At 60.0% G+C, this 18045-nt stretch carries 12 protein-coding genes and 2 pseudogenes; 8 read left to right on the forward strand and 6 right to left on the reverse strand.

Going from position 1 to position 18045, the window contains the following annotated elements:
* Both putA and ACIPIN_RS23140 read left to right on the forward strand, forming a co-directional pair.
* The coding region (putA, locus tag ACIPIN_RS23135; protein WP_401122592.1) for a bifunctional proline dehydrogenase/L-glutamate gamma-semialdehyde dehydrogenase PutA at positions 1 to 2705 on the forward strand (2705 nt) is incomplete at its 5' end.
* A gap of 255 nt (positions 2706 to 2960) precedes the next feature.
* Positions 2961 to 4763 carry an acyl-CoA dehydrogenase gene (locus tag ACIPIN_RS23140; RefSeq protein ID WP_401122594.1) on the forward strand — a complete coding sequence of 601 codons (1803 nt, stop codon included), beginning with the start codon at positions 2961 to 2963 and terminating at the stop codon, positions 4761 to 4763.
* Between the two features lie 143 nt (positions 4764 to 4906).
* On the opposite strand, the gene ACIPIN_RS23145 is transcribed toward ACIPIN_RS23140, so the two are convergent.
* The 4 genes and pseudogenes from ACIPIN_RS23145 to ACIPIN_RS23160 form a co-directional block, all read right to left on the reverse strand.
* The gene (locus ACIPIN_RS23145; RefSeq protein ID WP_401122728.1) at positions 4907 to 5752 is read right to left on the reverse strand and encodes a methyl-accepting chemotaxis protein; all 846 of its coding nucleotides are present in this window, start codon (positions 5750 to 5752) and stop codon (positions 4907 to 4909) included.
* 21 nt (positions 5753 to 5773) lie between these two features.
* Positions 5774 to 6844: pseudogene (locus tag ACIPIN_RS23150) on the reverse strand (cache domain-containing protein); the annotation flags it as partial.
* A gap of 99 nt (positions 6845 to 6943) precedes the next feature.
* On the reverse strand, positions 6944 to 7246 hold the full coding sequence (locus ACIPIN_RS23155) for a cell division protein ZapA (protein WP_401122597.1): 303 nt from the start codon (positions 7244 to 7246) through the stop codon (positions 6944 to 6946).
* Positions 7243 to 7473, reverse strand: a complete 231-nt coding sequence (locus ACIPIN_RS23160; protein WP_401122600.1) for a hypothetical protein — start codon at positions 7471 to 7473, stop codon at positions 7243 to 7245. The genes ACIPIN_RS23155 and ACIPIN_RS23160 overlap by 4 nt, the downstream gene beginning before the upstream one ends.
* A gap of 290 nt (positions 7474 to 7763) precedes the next feature.
* On the opposite strand from ACIPIN_RS23160, the pseudogene ACIPIN_RS23165 reads away from it, so the two are divergent.
* The 5 genes and pseudogenes from ACIPIN_RS23165 to selO form a co-directional block, all read left to right on the forward strand.
* Positions 7764 to 8519 (forward strand): annotated as a pseudogene (locus ACIPIN_RS23165) (MCP four helix bundle domain-containing protein); the annotation flags it as partial.
* Positions 8511 to 9374 carry a methyl-accepting chemotaxis protein gene (locus ACIPIN_RS23170; RefSeq protein WP_375538996.1) on the forward strand — a complete coding sequence of 288 codons (864 nt, stop codon included), beginning with the start codon at positions 8511 to 8513 and terminating at the stop codon, positions 9372 to 9374. The pseudogene ACIPIN_RS23165 and the gene ACIPIN_RS23170, both read left to right, overlap by 9 nt.
* A gap of 189 nt (positions 9375 to 9563) precedes the next feature.
* A complete protein-coding gene (locus tag ACIPIN_RS23175; RefSeq protein WP_401122603.1) occupies positions 9564 to 11306 on the forward strand; it encodes a potassium/proton antiporter in 1743 nt (580 codons plus the stop codon).
* Positions 11307 to 11340: 34 nt separating this feature from the next.
* A complete protein-coding gene (gene mscK / locus ACIPIN_RS23180; RefSeq protein ID WP_401122606.1) occupies positions 11341 to 14688 on the forward strand; it encodes a mechanosensitive channel MscK in 3348 nt (1115 codons plus the stop codon).
* A gap of 58 nt (positions 14689 to 14746) precedes the next feature.
* Positions 14747 to 16210, forward strand: a complete 1464-nt coding sequence (selO, locus tag ACIPIN_RS23185) for a protein adenylyltransferase SelO (RefSeq protein ID WP_401122609.1) — start codon at positions 14747 to 14749, stop codon at positions 16208 to 16210.
* A gap of 6 nt (positions 16211 to 16216) precedes the next feature.
* Here the strand turns inward: selO and ACIPIN_RS23190 are convergent, their stop codons facing one another.
* Both ACIPIN_RS23190 and ACIPIN_RS23195 read right to left on the reverse strand, forming a co-directional pair.
* Entirely contained in the window at positions 16217 to 16618 is a 402-nt protein-coding gene (locus ACIPIN_RS23190) for a type II toxin-antitoxin system HigA family antitoxin (protein ID WP_401122612.1), read from the reverse strand.
* Positions 16615 to 16911, reverse strand: a complete 297-nt coding sequence (locus ACIPIN_RS23195) for a type II toxin-antitoxin system HigB family toxin (protein WP_401122615.1) — start codon at positions 16909 to 16911, stop codon at positions 16615 to 16617. The genes ACIPIN_RS23190 and ACIPIN_RS23195 overlap by 4 nt, the downstream gene beginning before the upstream one ends.
* A gap of 514 nt (positions 16912 to 17425) precedes the next feature.
* Here ACIPIN_RS23195 and ACIPIN_RS23200 point away from each other — a divergent pair.
* Entirely contained in the window at positions 17426 to 17944 is a 519-nt protein-coding gene (locus ACIPIN_RS23200) for an Hcp family type VI secretion system effector (protein ID WP_123423869.1), read from the forward strand.
* The last annotated feature ends 101 nt before the right edge of the window (positions 17945 to 18045 follow it).

The following is an 18045-nucleotide window of genomic DNA, read 5'->3' on the forward strand; positions in this document are numbered from 1 at the left end:
CCCACGCTCGCCGCCGCCGACCGCGCCTGATGATCCGTCTGGTGAAAGGCGCTTACTGGGACAGCGAAATCAAGCGCGCCCAGGTTGAAGGCCTGGAAGGCTACCCGGTCTACACCCGCAAGGTGTACACCGACGTTTCCTACATTGCCTGCGCGCGCAAACTGCTCTCGGTACCGGAAGTCATCTACCCGCAGTTCGCCACGCACAACGCCCACACCTTGTCGGCGATTTACCATATCGCAGGGCAAAACTACTACCCGGGCCAGTACGAGTTCCAATGCCTGCACGGCATGGGTGAACCACTGTACGAACAGGTTGTAGGCAAGGTTTCCGAAGGCAAGTTGAACCGTCCGTGCCGCGTGTACGCACCGGTCGGCACTCACGAAACCCTGCTGGCCTACCTCGTGCGCCGTTTGCTGGAAAACGGCGCTAACACCTCGTTCGTCAACCGCATCGCCGATCAGTCGATCTCGATCCAGGAGCTGGTAGCCGATCCGGTGAGCAGCATCGAGCAGATGGCGACGCTGGAAGGCGGCTTCGGTCTGCCGCACCCGCGTATCCCGCTGCCGCGTGACCTTTATGGCAGCGAGCGCGCCAACTCCAGCGGCATCGACCTGGCCAACGAACATCGTCTGGCGTCGTTGTCCTGCGCCCTGTTGGCTACCGCTCACAATCAATGGAAAGCCGCGCCGATGCTGGGTTGCGCCGCAAGCGCTGAAGCTCCGGCACCAGTGTTGAACCCGGCGGACCTGCGTGACGTGGTCGGTCATGTGCAAGAAGCCACCGTCACCGATGTCGACAACGCCATCCAGTGCGCACTCAACGCCGCTCCGATCTGGCAGGCCACCCCGCCCGCCGAACGCGCCGCAATCCTGGAACGTGCCGCCGACTTGATGGAAGGCGAGATCCAGCCGCTGATGGGCCTGTTGGCTCGCGAAGCCGGCAAGACCTTCGCCAATGCCATCGCCGAAGTGCGTGAAGCCGTGGACTTCCTGCGTTACTACGCGGTGCAGGCACGCAACGATTTCACCAACGACGCCCACCGCCCATTGGGTCCGGTGGTGTGCATCAGCCCGTGGAACTTCCCGCTGGCGATCTTCAGTGGTCAAGTCGCCGCTGCACTGGCCGCCGGTAACCCAGTACTGGCCAAACCGGCTGAGCAGACACCGCTGGTGGCCGCTCAAGCCGTGCGCTTGCTGCTCGAAGCCGGGATTCCCGAAGGCGTGCTGCAACTGCTGCCGGGCCGTGGCGAAACTGTCGGAGCCCGTCTGGTTGGCGATGATCGGGTCAAAGGCGTGATGTTCACTGGCTCCACCGAAGTCGCGCGGTTGCTGCAACGCAATGTCGCCGGGCGTCTGGATAGCCAGGGCCGTCCGATCCCGCTGATCGCCGAAACCGGCGGCCAGAACGCAATGATCGTCGACTCCTCGGCACTGACCGAACAGGTGGTGATCGACGTGGTGTCCTCGGCCTTCGACAGCGCCGGCCAGCGCTGCTCAGCTCTGCGCGTGCTGTGCTTGCAGGAAGATTCCGCAGACCGCGTGATCGAAATGCTCAAAGGTGCCATGGCGCAATGCCGCCTCGGTAATCCAGAGCGCCTGTCCGTGGACATCGGCCCGGTGATCGACGCCGAAGCCAAGGCTGGCATCGAGAAGCACATCCAGGGCATGCGTGAAAAAGGTCGCAACGTCTACCAGGTCGCCATCGCGGACATGGAAGAATGCAAACGCGGCACTTTCGTCATGCCAACCCTGATCGAACTGGAAAGCTTCGACGAGCTGCAGCGGGAGATCTTCGGCCCGGTGCTGCACGTGGTGCGCTACAAGCGCAAAGACATCGATCAACTGATCGAGCAGATCAACGCTTCCGGCTACGGTCTGACGCTGGGCGTGCATACGCGCATCGACGAGACCATCGCCAAGGTGATCGACAACGTCAACGCCGGTAACGTCTACGTCAACCGCAACATCGTCGGTGCTGTGGTCGGTGTGCAACCGTTCGGTGGCGAAGGCCTGTCGGGGACCGGCCCGAAAGCCGGTGGTCCGCTGTACCTGTACCGCCTGCTGGCGACTCGGCCTACCGATGCAATCGAACAATCCTTTGCTCGCGGCGATGCCCTGAGCGCACCGGATGTTCGTCTGCGTGATGCCATGCGCAAACCGCTGACCGCCCTGCAAACCTGGGCCGACAGCCTCAAGCTGGCCGAGTTGAGCGCGTTGTGTGTGCAGTTCGCGACGCAATCGCAAAGCGGCATCACCCGCACACTGAACGGCCCGACGGGTGAGCGCAACAGCTACGCCATCCTGCCGCGTGAACACGTGCTGTGCCTGACGGAGGTCGAAGCTGACCTGCTGACCCAACTGGCGGCGGTACTGGCCGTGGGTGGCTCGGCGGTGTGGCCGGAAGGTGAGCTGAGTAAGGCACTGTTGGCTCGTCTGCCGAAAGAAGTGCAGGCACGCATCACGTTGGTGGCTGACTGGAGCAAGGACGAAGTGGTCTTCGATGCGGTCCTGCATCACGGCCACTCCGACCAGTTGCGTGCGGTCTGCCAGCAAGTGGCCAAACGTGCCGGTGCTATCGTCGGAGTTCACGGCCTGTCGCAAGGCGAAACCGGCATTGCGCTGGAACGCCTGGTGATCGAACGCGCGCTGAGCGTTAACACCGCGGCGGCGGGTGGTAATGCGAGCTTGATGACGATCGGCTAAACCGCAATAAACCCGGGTGCCCGCAATGGGCGCCCGGTATGCAAATCCCTGTGGGAGCGAGCTTGCTCGCGATTGCGTACTGACAGTCAACATCTTTGCCGAATGTTAGATCGCCATCGCGAGCAAGCTCGCTCCCACTAGGTTCTGCGTCAGGCTTCTTACTTGTTCTGCCCTTCTATCACCGTCATCAATCATCCTGTTCAGCCCGCCCTCCTCGCGCCTAGACTCGGTCCATTCCAATCAAGGTAGGCCGCCATGTCCGAGACGTTGCTCAGTTCCCGCAATCTGGCTTTCGAGCTGTACGAAGTCCTCGATGCCGAGGGCCTGACCCAGCGCGAGCGTTTCGCCGAGCACAACCGCGAAACCTTCGACGCCGCCATTGGTACTGCACGCAGCATTGCCGAGAAGTTCTTTGCCCCGCACAACCGCAAGGGCGACGAGAACGAACCGCGCTACGAAGACGGCAAGGCGATCCTGATTCCGGAAGTGAAACCGGCAGTGGACGCGTTCCTGGAAGCGGGTTTTCTGAACGCCGCACGCAGTTTCGAGGCCGGCGGCATGCAACTGCCAACGCTGCTGTCACAAGCCTGCTTTGCGCACTTTCAGTCAGCCAACGCCGCGACGACGTCCTACCCGTTCCTGACCATGGGCGCGGCCAACCTGATCGAAAGCTTCGGCACCGATGAGCAGAAGCGGCGCTTCCTGCAACCGATGATCGACGGCCGCTTCTTCGGCACCATGGCCCTGACCGAACCTCACGCCGGCTCCTCGCTGTCGGACATCCGCACCCGTGCCGAACCGGCCGCCGATGGCACGCATCGACTCAAGGGCAACAAGATCTTCATCTCCGGCGGCGACCATCCGCTCTCGGAAAACATCGTGCACATGGTGCTGGCCAAGCTGCCGGATGCACCTGCGGGGGTGAAAGGCATTTCGCTGTTTATCGTGCCTAAATTCCTGGTCAATGATGACGGCAGCCTGGGCAAGCGCAACGACGTGCTGCTGGCCGGCCTGTTTCACAAGATGGGCTGGCGCGGCACCACCTCCACCGCGCTGAATTTCGGCGACAACGGTGAGTGTGTCGGCTACCTGGTGGGCAAGCCGCATCAAGGTCTGAGCTGCATGTTCCAGATGATGAACGAAGCGCGAATCGGTGTCGGCATGGGCGCGGTAATGCTCGGTTACGCCGGTTACCTGTACTCGCTGGAATACGCCCGCGAACGCCCGCAAGGTCGCTTGCCGGACAGCAAGGACCCGAACACCGCACCGGTGTCGATCATTCAGCACGCCGACGTCAAACGCATGTTGCTGACCCAGAAGGCTTACGTTGAAGGCGCATTCGACCTCGGTTTGTATGCGGCGCGACTGTTCGATGACACCACTACGCTGGCGTCCGAAGCCGAGCGCAAGCAGGCTCACGAGTTGCTCGATTTGCTGACGCCGATCGTCAAATCCTGGCCCTCTGAGTTCTGCCTGAAGGCCAACGAACTGGCGATCCAGATCCTCGGCGGTCATGGCTACACCCGCGAGTACCCGGTGGAACAGTACTACCGCGACAACCGTCTGAACCCGATTCACGAAGGCACCCATGGCATTCAGTCACTGGACCTGCTGGGGCGCAAACTGACGCAGAACGGTGGCGCCGGGCTCAAGCAATTGATTCGCCTGATCGCCAACACCGCCGAGCGCGCCCATGCGTACGAATCGTTAACGCCACTACGTGAGCCGCTGGAAAAATTGGTGGCGCGCCTGCAAACCGTGACCATCGGCCTGCTGACGGATCTGGGCCAAGGCAAGGTCAACAGCAGCCTGGCGAACTCGGCGCTGTATCTGAAAGTGTTTGGCCATACGGTGATTGGCTGGCGCTGGCTGGAACAGGCGATCCGTGCTGAAGAAGGGTTGGCCAAGGGCAATGCGGCGGATGTCAACTTCTATAAAGGCAAGCTGCAAGCAGCGCGCTACTTCCTGACATGGGAAGTGCCGGGTTGTCATCATGACCTGGCGATTCTTGAGGCGCGGGATGATACGTGTCTGACCATGCAGGATGAGTGGTTCTGATCAGAGCTTTGTAGTGCGGCTGAAATTCGCGAGCAAGCCCGCTCCCACATTCGATCACGGGTGCTCACAAAAAATGTGCTCACTGCAGAACTAGTGTGGGAGCGGGCTTGCTCGCGAAAGCGCCCGCGCAAACAACGCACTTTTTAGCTCAGACGAAATCCACCCATCTGCCGCGCCAGATCGTCGGCCAATCGCTGCAACGTCTGGCAATCCTCACGACACGCCCTCACCTCACCCGCCGTGGCCCGAGCCAGATCAGAAATCCCCTGCACATTCCGGTTGATCTCTTCGGTCACCGCCGACTGCTCTTCGGTGGCCGTCGCCACTTGATGGTTCATGTCGCTGATGCGTTCGACCTGCCCGGTAATCGCGGTCAACGACGCCCCGGTGCGCTGGCTCGACTCGACGCCTGTACCGGTCGCCGCTTGCCCTGAGTGCATCGACGACACGGCATTCTCTGCGCCCTGCTTGAGGCTGCCGATCATCTGCTGGATTTCATCGGTCGATGATTGCGTACGGCGCGCCAGTGTCCGCACTTCATCAGCCACCACTGCAAAGCCCCGGCCCATGTCTCCGGCCCGCGCCGCTTCAATCGCTGCGTTCAACGCCAGCAAGTTGGTCTGCTCGGAGATCCCGCGAATCACCGCCAGCACCTGATCGATGGACGCTACCTGCGTCGCCAGTTCGCCGACGGCACTGGCAGCAATACCGATTTCGTCGGACATGCTTTCGATATGCCGAATTGAACCGCCGACCACTTCACGCGCCTGCAACGCTTCATCGCGAGCGGTTTGCGAGGCGACTGCCGCGTTGCCGGCGTTCTGCGCGATTTCCTGCACGGTTAGGCCCATCTCGTGCACGGCGGTGGCGACCATGTCGGTCATTTCCTGCTGTCGACCGGAACGCTCGGCGGTGTTCTCCACCACCCGCGCGACCTGTCCGACTGCGGTGCGCAAACGCTCGCTGGTGGCCAGAACTTCGCCGATCATGTTGCGTTGATTTTCAAGGAAACGATTGAAGCCTCGGGCCAGGTCACCCAGCTCATCAGCACGACTGGAATCTAACCTGTGGGTCAAATCGCCACCACCGCTACCAATCGCTACCAGTGCTGCTGTTACCTGCCGGATCGGCCGAACCAGCCCGCGAGCCAGCAACACCACCAATAACAGGCACACCAGCGCAACACCCAATCCGATCGCGCTGGTCAGCCACATCGCGTGTCGGGCCTCGGCGTAAATTTGCGATTGCGGCACTTCGGCCACCAAGGTCCAGCCCAGATCGCGCAATGGCAGGCTCAGGGCCAGGTAGTCTTCGCCATCGCGTACAAAACCGCTGCTGATCAGGCCTTGATGGCCCATCACCGCTTGCGCCGCGGGGCCGCCTATCTGCTCGGCCAACTGACGTTTGTTGCTGAACTCGGCCTCGGGATGCACCTGGATCAAACCGTCGGAACGCACTAGATAGACCTTGCCGCGCGCACCGAAGCTGAAGTTGTGAATCAGCTCCGAAAGCTCCTTCATGCTCAGGCCCAGCCCCGCAACGCCCACGACTTTACCGCCCTGCGAGACCTTGAGGTCGATGAACAGGGCTAACTCGCCAGTGGCAGTGTCTTTGTCGATATTGAGGGTGCGCGGCTGGTTGCTGTCGAGGAAGGCGTAGAACCAGGCATCGCTCGGATTGGATCGGCTGAGGGTCCGATCAAGACCTTTTTCGGTGTAGTAGTGGCCCGACTCCGTGCCTGCGATCAGCGCGGTAAAGGCTTTGTGCTCGGCGCGAATGCCTTCCAGATAGCTGACGAAGTCGTTGGCCCGGGCAGTGTTTTCACCCTCGGCCAACCACTGGCGCACCATGCTGTTGCTGGCGATATCCTTGGCCGCGGTAAGCGGCTGGACCAGAATCCGTTCGATGTCGTTGCGCATCGCTTCGATGCTCGACGGCAGTGCTTGCTCGACCAGATAGCTCTGGGCGAGGCGGTTGACCACCAGGGTATAAATGCCGACCACGATCAGAATACTGACCAGCAGGGCGGTGCCCATACTCAGGATCAACTGCCATTGAATACTGCGTCGCCAGAACTGCATGAAGCACCCCCAAAGAGTAAGAGGCAAATCTACTGCAACAGCCGTGCCGATTGTATACAACTCAATCGACAACTTACTCTTTGGTTGTGCGCAAACTGATCAGACCTGATTGATCGTCTTCGAAATCACTTCAACCGTGGCGCTGACTTGCTCTTGGTAACGGTCGAGTTCCTGCTGGTGACGTTTCTGCATTGCAAGCTGCTGCGAACACAGGTTCATTGCCGTCAGCACCAACAGTTTGTCCCCGATCAGGGTCGGGTATTTCTTTTTGGTCTCAGCCAGCACCGCTTTCAACATCAATGCGGCGTCCAGCAGGGTCTGCTCTTCCCCGGCCGGCGCCTTGATCGAATAGTCTTCCCCGAGAATCGAGACGACTTTTATCCCGTCGGCACCGTGTCTCATGCGTTCACAGGACCTGCGCTCACACGCTCAACCAGCGCTTGAATGCGCGCGACAGTGGCGCCCTGCTTCTCTTCCTGCTCCATCAGGCTCAGCTGCAGGCTTTCGTTTTCATCCTTGGCCTGGGCCAGTTCTGCACTCAGTGTTGCGTTCGCGCCGAGCAGTTCCTGGTTGTGTTGCACCAGGTCGCTGACCAGTTGTTCCAATTGGCTTAGGGATGCTTCCAACATTTTGATTTTCCGAGCATTTTCAAAGGGCGCGTACGATAAAGAAAAGTCACCACGGATGCCAGGGTTATCCGGGCGCAGAGCCTTGATTTTCCTGGCGGCGACCTTGCTTGCGAGTTTTAAAGACTGCGATTGTCCGATCTGGTTCCTGACAGCTCGTCAGTGCGACCTGTCTGCGGCAAAAGCGCACAGCGGCTCAAGACTTTAGTCGTATGACCGATAAGTCATGCATACCCCGTCTCAGACCTCGTGCCAATGCGCGCTTTTCGGTGACCACCATGTCTCTTCGTAATATGAATATCGCGCCTCGGGCGTTCGCAGGCTTCACCCTGATTGGCGCACTGATGTTGATTCTGGGTGTGTTCGCCTTGAGTCAGATGAGCAAGATTCGCGGTGCCGGTGAAGAAATCGTTCAGAACAGCGTGCCGAGCATCAAGGCCCTGGACGAGTTCACCCAGCTCACCCTGCGCCAGCGGGTGCTGTCGTACCGTTTGCTGACCAACCGCGAACCGGATGTGCAGCAAAAGACCGTCGAGCTGTTCGAACTGCGCAGCCAGCAGACCCGTGCAGCCCAGGCCAACTACGAAAAACTCATCTCCAGCCCGCAGGAGCGCGCGGCCTACGATCAATACGTGCAGTTGCTGGGTCAGTACCGCCAACTTGAAGATCGCATGAAGAGCCTGTCGCGCAACAACCAGGTCGATGAATTGCGCACGCTGCTCAACACCGAACTGCTGACCAACTCCGAAGCCGTCAACACCGTGCTCAACCGGCTGGTGCAGATCAACAACAATCAGGCCGCCGACTTCAACCAGAAAGCCGCCGACCAATATTCCTCTGCCTTCAATCTGGTGGTGACCCTGCTGGTGATCGCTACGGGTCTGACCCTTCTGTTTGCCTGGCTGCTGACCAACAGCATCACCCAGCCAATCGCCAAGGCACTGAGCGCTGCTGAAGAAATCGCCGAAGGTAACCTGACCCACCCGATCACCGTCGACGGCACTGACGAAGCCGGTCGCCTGTTGCTGGCCATGTCGAAGATGCAGGAAAAACTGCGCGACACCCTGCAACGCATCTCGGGTTCGGCGACTCAACTGGCCTCCGCCGCTGAAGAGCTGAACAGTGTCACCGACGAGAGCGCCCGTGGCCTGACTCAGCAAAACAACGAAATCGAACAGGCCGCGACTGCTGTCAACGAAATGACCAGCGCCGTGGAAGAAGTCGCGCGCAATGCGGTCAGCACTTCTGAAGCCTCGAAAAACGCCACCACCTCTGCCGGTGACGGCCGTGACCTGGTGCAGGAAACCGTCAGCGCTATCGAACGCATGAGCGCTGATGTGCAGAGCACTGCCACCCTGATCGGCGACCTGGCCAACGAGTCGCGAGATATCGGCAAGGTGCTGGACGTGATTCGCGGCTTGGCCGATCAGACCAACCTGCTGGCACTGAACGCCGCCATCGAGGCCGCTCGTGCCGGTGAAGCCGGTCGTGGTTTTGCGGTGGTCGCCGACGAAGTTCGCGCCCTGGCTCATCGCACGCAGCAATCGACCAGCGAAATCGAACGCATGATCGGCAGCATCCAGAGCGGCACCGAGCACGCCGTCGACTCAATGCGCAACAGCACTGAACGCGCTGAATCGACCCTGAACATCGCCCGTGGTGCCGGCATGTCGCTGGACACCATCAACAGCGCCATCGTCGAAATCAACGAGCGCAACCTGGTGATCGCCAGCGCCGCCGAAGAACAGGCCCAAGTGGCCCGTGAAGTCGACCGCAACCTGGTGAACATCCGCGACCTGTCGGTGCAATCGGCCACTGGCGCCAACCAGACCAGCGCCGCCAGCAACGAACTGTCGCGCCTGGCGCTGGACCTGAACAATATGGTTGGGCGGTTTAGCCTTTAAGTAAGCAACGATCGCAGCCTGCGGCAGCTCCTACGGGATTGCGCGGTTGGTGCAGGAGCTGCCGCAGGCTGCGATCTTTTGATCTTCAAAAGCTTTTTGACAGCATCACATTTCAACAGGTTAGAATCGCTGGCACGCAGACTGCATGGTCAGTGTGCGCCCGCCTTTCAGCTTTCCGGAGTACTGCCATTGAATGCGACGACCATCAACAGCCTGTTCTTGATCGGCGCGTTGCTGGTAGGTGCGAGCATTCTGGTGAGCTCGCTTTCGTCCCGCCTGGGGATCCCGATTCTGGTGATCATTCTGGCCGTGGGCATGACCGCCGGCGTCGACGGCGCCGGCATCATCTTCGATAACTACCCAACGGCTTATCTGGTCGGCAACCTCGCGCTGGCCGTGATCCTGCTCGACGGCGGATTGCGCACCCGGGTCGCGAGTTTCCGCGTGGCGTTATGGCCGGCACTGTCGCTGGCCACGGTCGGGGTGCTGATCACCACCGGGCTGACCGGCATGGCCGCCGCCTGGTTGTTCAATCTGAACCTGATCCAGGGCCTGCTGATCGGTGCCATCGTCGGCTCCACCGACGCCGCGGCGGTGTTCTCGCTGCTGGGCGGCAAAGGCCTGAACGAACGGGTGACCGCCAGCCTGGAAATCGAATCCGGCAGCAACGACCCGATGGCGGTGTTTCTCACCGTCACCCTGATCGACATGCTCGCCAGCGGCCAGACCGACCTGCAGTGGGGCCTGCTCGGGCACCTGATCCGCGAGTTCGGTATTGGCGCGATCATTGGGCTGGGCGGTGGCTGGCTGATGCTGCAACTGGTCAACCGGATCAACCTGGCCACCGGCCTGTACCCGATTCTGGTGATCGCTGGCGGTCTGGTGGTGTTCGCCCTGACCAACGCCTTGCACGGCAGCGGCTTCCTTGCGGTCTACCTGTGCGGCCTGGTGATTGGCAACCGCCCGGTGCGCAGCCGCCACGGCATCCTGCACATGCTCGACGGCATGGCCTGGCTGGCGCAGATCGGTATGTTCCTGGTGCTGGGGCTGCTGGTGACACCCCACGATTTGCTACCCATCGCCCTGCCCGCCCTCGGTCTGGCGCTGTGGATGATTCTGTTTGCGCGGCCACTGTCGGTGATGATTGGCCTGCTGCCGTTCAAGGCTTTCCATGGGCGCGAAAAAGCCTTTATCTCTTGGGTGGGTTTGCGTGGTGCGGTCCCGATCATTCTGGCGGTGTTCCCGTTGATGGCCGGCCTGCCAAACGCCCAGCTGTACTTCAATCTCGCGTTCTTCATTGTGCTTGTATCGCTGCTAGTGCAAGGCACCAGCCTGCCGTGGGTCGCCAAACTGTTGAAGGTGACGGTTCCACCAGAACCCGCGCCGATCTCTCGGGCCGCCCTCGAAGTGCACGTCACCAGTGAGTGGGAACTGTTCGTATACCGTCTTGGCGCAGAGAAATGGTGCATCGGCGCCGCCCTTCGCGAGCTGAAAATGCCCGAAGGCACGCGTATCGCGGCGCTGTTTCGCGGTCAGCAACTGCTCCATCCGTCGGGTAGTACGGTGCTCGAAGTCGGCGATTTGCTCTGCGTTATCGGCCATGAACACAACCTGCCGGCGCTCGGAAAACTTTTTAGTCAGGCACCGCAACGCGGCCTCGATTTGCGCTTCTTCGGCGACTTCGTTCTGGAAGGCGACGCCCAGCTGGGCGCGGTTTCAGCACTGTACGGGCTGCAACTCGAAGGAGTCGATCCGGACATGCCGCTCGGTCGCTTCATTACCCAGAAAGTCGGTGGCGCTCCGGTGGTCGGTGACCAGGTGGAATGGAACAACACCATTTGGACAGTCGCGGTCATGGATGGGAACAAGATTGCCAAAGTGGGCGTCAGATTCCCCGAAGGAAGTCGCCCAGGCCCCGGGTTGTTCCTCTAAACTCCTTTTTTCGTTACGTTTTCGATCGGTCTCTATGCAAACCTTGCGCACATTTTTAGCTATTGCCCTGCTGGGGCTGAGTCTCTCCGTCGGCACCCTTCAAGCGGCCGAACCGCCGTCCGCCGAGACCGTCCAGAAAAGCCTGGACAAGATCGCCGAGCGCAAGCTGCCCGAGGCCGATCAAAAAGCCCTGCAACTAGTGCTTCAACAGACGCTGACTCAATTGTCCAACCGGGACGATTACGAAAAGCGCCTGAACGACCTCAAGCAGCAACTGGGCACTGCGCCCAAGCAGAACATCGAAAACCAGCGCGAGCTGGAGCGCCTCAAGGCCAGCAAAATCGTACCGATCGAGCAACGTTACGCCAACCTGTCGGTGCCACAACTCGAGCAGATGCTCACTGAGCGCGGCACCCAGCAAAGCGATCTGCAAAAAGCCCTGGCCGATGCCAACAGCCTGATCATCACCGCTCAGACCCGCCCCGAGCGCGCCCAGGCCGAGATCAGCGCCAGCCAGACACGCATCCTGCAAATCAACGGCACTCTCAAGCTGGGCAGAGACAACGGCAAAGCCCTGACGAACGAGCAACGCGACACACTCAACGCCGAACTGGCAGCGTTGAACGCGCTGATCCCGCTGCGCCGTCAGGAACTGGCCGGCAACAGTCAACTGCAGGACCTGGGCAGCAGCCAGCACGACTTGCTGATGGAAAAAACCGCACGCATGGAGCGGGAGATCCAGGACCTGCAAACCCTGATCAACCAGAAGCGCCTGGCCCAGTCTCAACAGACGGTGACTCAGCAATCGATCGAAGCGCAAAAGGTCGGCGGCAGCAATCTGCTGGCCACGGAAAGCGCTGCCAACCTGAAGCTCTCCGACTACCTGCTCAAAAGCACTGACCGCCTCAACGAACTGACCCAGCAGAACCTGCAAACCAAGCAGCAACTCGACAGCGTGACCCAAAGCGATGCCGCGCTGGACGAGCAGATCAGCGTGCTCAAGGGCAGCCTGTTGCTGTCCAAGATCCTCTACAAGCAAAAGCAGGCCTTGCCACGGCTCACGCTTGATCGGAACCTGGCCAACGACATCGCCGACATTCGCCTGTACCAGTTCGAGGTCAATCAACAACGCGAACTGATCAGCACGCCCGGCGCCTATGTGGATAACTTGCTGGCGAGCCAGCCACCTGATCAGGTCACCCCGCAACTGCGCAAAAACCTGCTGGATCTGGCCGTCACTCGCGCCGACCTGCTGGAGCGCCTGAGCCGCGAGCTGAGTGCCCTGCTCAACGAATCCATCACCCTGCAACTGAACCAGAAGCAACTGCTCACCACCGCCCAGAACCTGCGCGCGACCCTCGACGAACAGATGTTCTGGATCCCCAGCAACAAGCCGCTGGACTTCGAGTGGATGCGCGGGGTGCCGGACCGCCTGGTGAAACAGGTCACCACCCTGCCGTGGGCTTCAAGCCTGAGCGAGCTGGGCGACGGCCTGACCCAGCGGCCACTGCTGTTTCTGCCGCTGGTGCTGCTGATCGGTTTCCTGGTCTGGCGGCGTAAATACCTCTATGCGCGACTGAACAAGGTGCACAAGGACATCGGTCACTTCAAACGTGACAGCCAGCTGCACACACCGCAGGCGATTCTGATCAACGTGCTGCTGGCGATGCCGGTGTCACTGGCTCTGGCCCTGTGCGGCTTCGCCTTGCAGATCGACGCCCGCGGGCAAAACGCCAACCTTGGCGCTGCCCTGCTGCAAATCGCCCAGGCGTGGCTGGTGTTCTACACCGCGTACCGGATCCTTGCGCCGGGCGGCGTGGCGGAACTGCACTTTCGCTGGGAAAAACCTCAGGTGGAATTCCTCCGCGGCTGGATCCGTCGTCTGGGAATGGTCGTACTGGCGCTGGTGGCCGTGGTAGCGGTTGCCGAATTGCAACCGGCAGCCCTGGCGGACGACGTGCTCGGCATCGCCGTGGTGCTGACCTGCTACGCCTTGATGGCCTGGTTGCTCAGCCGCCTGCTGATCAACAGCCCGACACATAACAGCGCCTCACTGTTTCGCAAAGCTGTCGGCATTCTATTCACTGTGCTGCCGATCGCCTTGTTTCTCGCCGTGTGCTTTGGCTACTTCTACACCGCACTGAAACTCAGCGACCGGTTGATCAACACCCTGTACCTGCTGATGTTCTGGCTGATTATTGAAGCCACTTTTGTGCGCGGTCTGGCCGTCGCGGCGCGGCGTCTGGCCTACCAGCGCGCCCTGACCAAACGTCAGGCCGCCAAGGAAGCCGGTGATGGTGAAGCGGTTGTCGAAGAGCCAACACTGGACATCGAGAAAGTCAACGAACAGTCCCTGCGCCTGATCCGCCTGGCCTTGCTCGGCGGCTTCATCGCTGCGCTGTATTGGGTCTGGAAAGACCTGATCACGGTGTTCTCGTACCTGGACAACATCACGCTGTACGAATACACCAGCGGCGTCGGTGCCAACATGAGTATGGTGCCAATCAGCATCGGCGACATTCTCGGTGCGCTGATCATCATCGGTATTACCGTAGCCCTGGCGCGAAACCTGCCAGGATTGCTTGAAGTGCTGGTGCTGTCCAAGCTCGACCTGGCCCAGGGCAGCGCTTACGCCACGACCACCCTGCTGACCTATGCGATTGCCGGTGTGGGTTTTGTCTCCACGCTGTCGACCCTCGGCGTGAGCTGGGACAAACTGCAATGGCTGGTGGCCGCGCTCTCGGTCGGTCTGGGTTTCGGCATGCAGGAGATCTTCGCTAACTTCATCTCCGGGATCATGATCCTGTTCGAACGCCCGGTACGAATCGGCGACACGATCACCATCGGCACCCTATCGGGCACAGTGAGCAAGATCCGTATCCGCGCCACCACCATCACCGACTTCGACCGCAAGGACATCATTGTCCCGAACAAGACGTTCATCACCGGGCAACTGATCAACTGGTCGCTGACCGACACCGTGACCCGGGTGACCCTCAAGCTGGGCGTCGGCTACGATTCGGACCTGGAGATGGTGCGAACCCTGCTGCTCAGGGCCGCCATGGAAAACCCGCGCGTGCTTAAAGACCCTCTGCCCTCGGTGTTCTTCCTGAACTTCGGTGAAAGCACCCTGGAACACGAGCTGCGCATTCATGTCCGTGACCTCGGCGACCGTAACCCGGCACTCGATGAAATCAACCGGTTCATCAACAGCGAGTTCAAAAAGCACAACATCAGCATCGCTTTCCGTCAGGTGGATGTGCACCTGAAAAACCTGACAGGTCAGGAACAGCTGGTGCTGGCCACCGATGCGGTCAAACCCGCCACGCCTCCCGATACAGGCAAGACCCCACCCGAGCCACCATCAACGCGTCTCGACTGACTGGACGCCACGCGCCAATCCCCAGCAGAATGATCGGACATTCTGCTGGAGATGGCCGTTGAAAGCCCTCGACGAACTGACCTTCGACAACCGCTTCGCCCGCCTGGGCGACGCGCTCTCAACTCATGTGCTGCCCGAGCCCATCGGCGAACCACGACTGGTGGTTGCCAGCCCTGCCGCCATGGCCCTGCTTGACCTCGACCCAAGCGTTGCCGAGACGCCGGTGTTCGCCGAACTGTTCGGCGGTCACAAGCTATGGGCAGAAGCCGAGCCGCGGGCGATGGTCTATTCCGGGCACCAGTTCGGCTCCTACAACCCGCAATTGGGCGACGGTCGCGGGCTGCTGCTGGGCGAGGTCTACAACGAAGCCGGCGAACACTGGGATTTGCATCTCAAGGGCGCCGGGCAAACGCCGTACTCGCGCATGGGCGATGGCCGCGCGGTACTGCGTTCGTCGATTCGTGAGTTTCTGGCATCTGAAGCGTTGCACGCGCTGGGCATCCCGACCACCCGCGCACTCTGCGTGATCGGTTCCAACACCCCGGTCTGGCGCGAGAAACAGGAACGAGCGGCAATGGTCCTGCGCCTGGCACAGAGCCATGTGCGCTTCGGGCACTTCGAATACTTCTACTACACCAAACGGCCCGAGCAGCAGAAAGCTCTCGGTGAGCATACATTGGCGATGCATTTTCCCGAGTGCCTGGAACAGCCGGAACCGTACCTGGCGATGTTTCGCGAAGTCGTCGAGCGCAACGCCGAGCTGATTGCCAAATGGCAGGCCTATGGTTTCTGCCACGGGGTGATGAACACCGACAACATGTCGATCCTGGGCATTACCTTCGACTTCGGCCCGTTCGCCTTCCTCGATGACTTTGACGCCAATTTCATCTGCAACCATTCCGATGACCAGGGCCGTTATTCGTTCAGCAATCAGGTGCCCATCGGCCAATGGAACCTCAGCGCGCTGGCCCAGGCCCTGACACCGTTCATCAACGTCGACGCTCTACGCGAAACCCTTGGTTTGTACTTGCCGCTGTATCAGGCCCACTATCTGGACCTGATGCGACGCCGCCTCGGACTGACCATCGCCGAAGACGATGATCAGAAACTGGTCGAAAAACTGCTGCAACTGATGCAAAACAGTGGCGTCGACTACAGCCTGTTTTTCCGCCGTTTGGGTGATGAAGCCGCCGAGCTCGCCGTCGCCCGCTTGCGTGACGACTTCGTCGACATCAAAGGTTTCGATACCTGGGCCGAGCTCTACTGCGCACGCGTCGCACGCGACGGCAACAGCGATCAAGCACAGCGCCGCACCCGTATGCACGCGGTCAATCCGCTCTACATCCTGCGCAACTACCTGGCGCAAAAAGCCATCGACGCGGCAGAAAGTGGTGACTATGCAGAAGTCCGCCGCCTGCACGCGGTACTGAGCAAACCGTTCGAAGAACAGCCTGGTATGGACAGCTATGCAGAACGCCCACCTGAATGGGGCAAGCATCTGGAGATCAGCTGTTCGTCGTGAGGACGGTCAGATGAAGGTTTCCACTGACACGTCGAAGCGTTCGGCCAACCAGCGGATCTGCCGCAGGTTGAGCTGGCGCTTGCCGCTCAGGATTTCCGATACCACCGATTGCGCGCCCACACCCGGCAGGTCGCTCTGACTCAAGCCGTGTTCGCGCATCATGTAACGCAGCACATCAACTCCACTGGCCACAGGCATTGGCCGGTGTTGCTGGTCGTAGGCCTCGATCCAGTCACTGAGGATCTCCACCAGACTCATGAGCGGGCTCGATTCATCGTCGCCGACGAGGTCCAGCAACTCATCGAGCGCCTTTACCAGCACATCGTAATCAGCCTCGTTTTTCGGTTTTCGCAGCAGCGGCGACACAAAATGCCAATGCTCAGCGGCTTGCTTGATCAGAACGCTCATCGACGCCCCTCCTTCCATTTGCCCTTGTCATATTCACGATGGTCCAGCACCTGTTTGATATACAGCCGTTGCGCCATGTAGTGCACAACAGCGATCAGGCGAAGCTTATTCCCACCGATATCAAACACATGCAATGCCCCCACCTTATCGGTTGCAGGAAACATCGCCTTCATCGCCGCAAAGTCGCCCGGGCTATTCCTCTTTACCTGTCGATACCATTGATCCAGCGCATTGGCTGAATGCGGCCATTGCTCCTTGGCCTCCCATATTCGTTTTTCGGTGATCACACGCATGCAACATCCTTATCGCATCTTGCTATGGAGGTTAAGCCCTGACTCTTCATATCGCAACTTGCTATACACGCAGGCAGACCAGCGGTGCACAGTTCGATGCGTTCTATCAGCCTAGATACGCGGTCCCCTTTGGCATTGGCGAAAATGTGAGCATTCTTTTCCAGCATGTCGCCCACGACTGATCTGAAGCCATGCCCGACAAGCAGTCACATGGCCATGATGCGCAAGAAGTTGCGCACTCACCGTCCAAAAAGCACTACCTTATCCTGCTCCAGCCCACGTCACACAAGGCCTGCAGCCAAGTGCGCAAGAAGTTGCGCAGCACTGTGCAACTTCTTGCGCACCTTTTCCTTGAGTCCTCCCTGAATACCCCTTTGCCTTACCTCGAAAAATAGCCAACCCACTGATTTTAAAGGGCCTGATACAACCTGGCACGCTCCTTGATAACAGTCAGGCACCCACCGGGCGATCTCGCCTCCCGGGCACCCTCATTTATTTAGCAAGGAGAGCATCCATGGCTACACCAGCGTATATGTCCATCACTGGCACCAAACAAGGTCTGATCACCGCCGGTGCATTCACCGCTGATTCGGTTGGCAACACCTACCAGGAAGGTCACGAAGACCAGGTCATGGTTCAGGGCTTCAGCCACGAAGTGATCATCCCGCGTGACCCGCAGTCCGGCCAACCAACCGGCCAGCGCGTTCACAAGCCAGTGAAAATCACCAAGGTGTTCGACAAGTCCTCGCCACTGCTGCTGGCGGCCCTGACTTCCGGCGAGCGCCTGACCGAAATCACCATCCAGTGGTACCGCACCTCCGCTGCCGGCACCCAGGAACACTACTTCACCACCAAGCTTGAAGACGCGATCATCGTCGACATCAAAGACTACATGCACAACTGCCAAGACCCGTCGAACTCGCACTTCACTCACCTGGAAGACGTAGAGTTCACCTACCGCAAAATCACCTGGACTCACGAAGTATCCGGTACTTCGGGTTCCGATGACTGGCGTTCCCCGGTCGCTGGCTAAGTCTGGCCGACCGTTACAAAACATCGGCCAGCTCTGCTGGTCGATGTTGTTTGCGCCACCCAAGAATTCTTGCCTTCGTTGATCGCCCGCTCAGGGCTTGA

Source organism: Pseudomonas sp. NPDC087697, assembly GCF_044743155.1.
In the GTDB taxonomy this organism is placed as follows: domain Bacteria; phylum Pseudomonadota; class Gammaproteobacteria; order Pseudomonadales; family Pseudomonadaceae; genus Aquipseudomonas.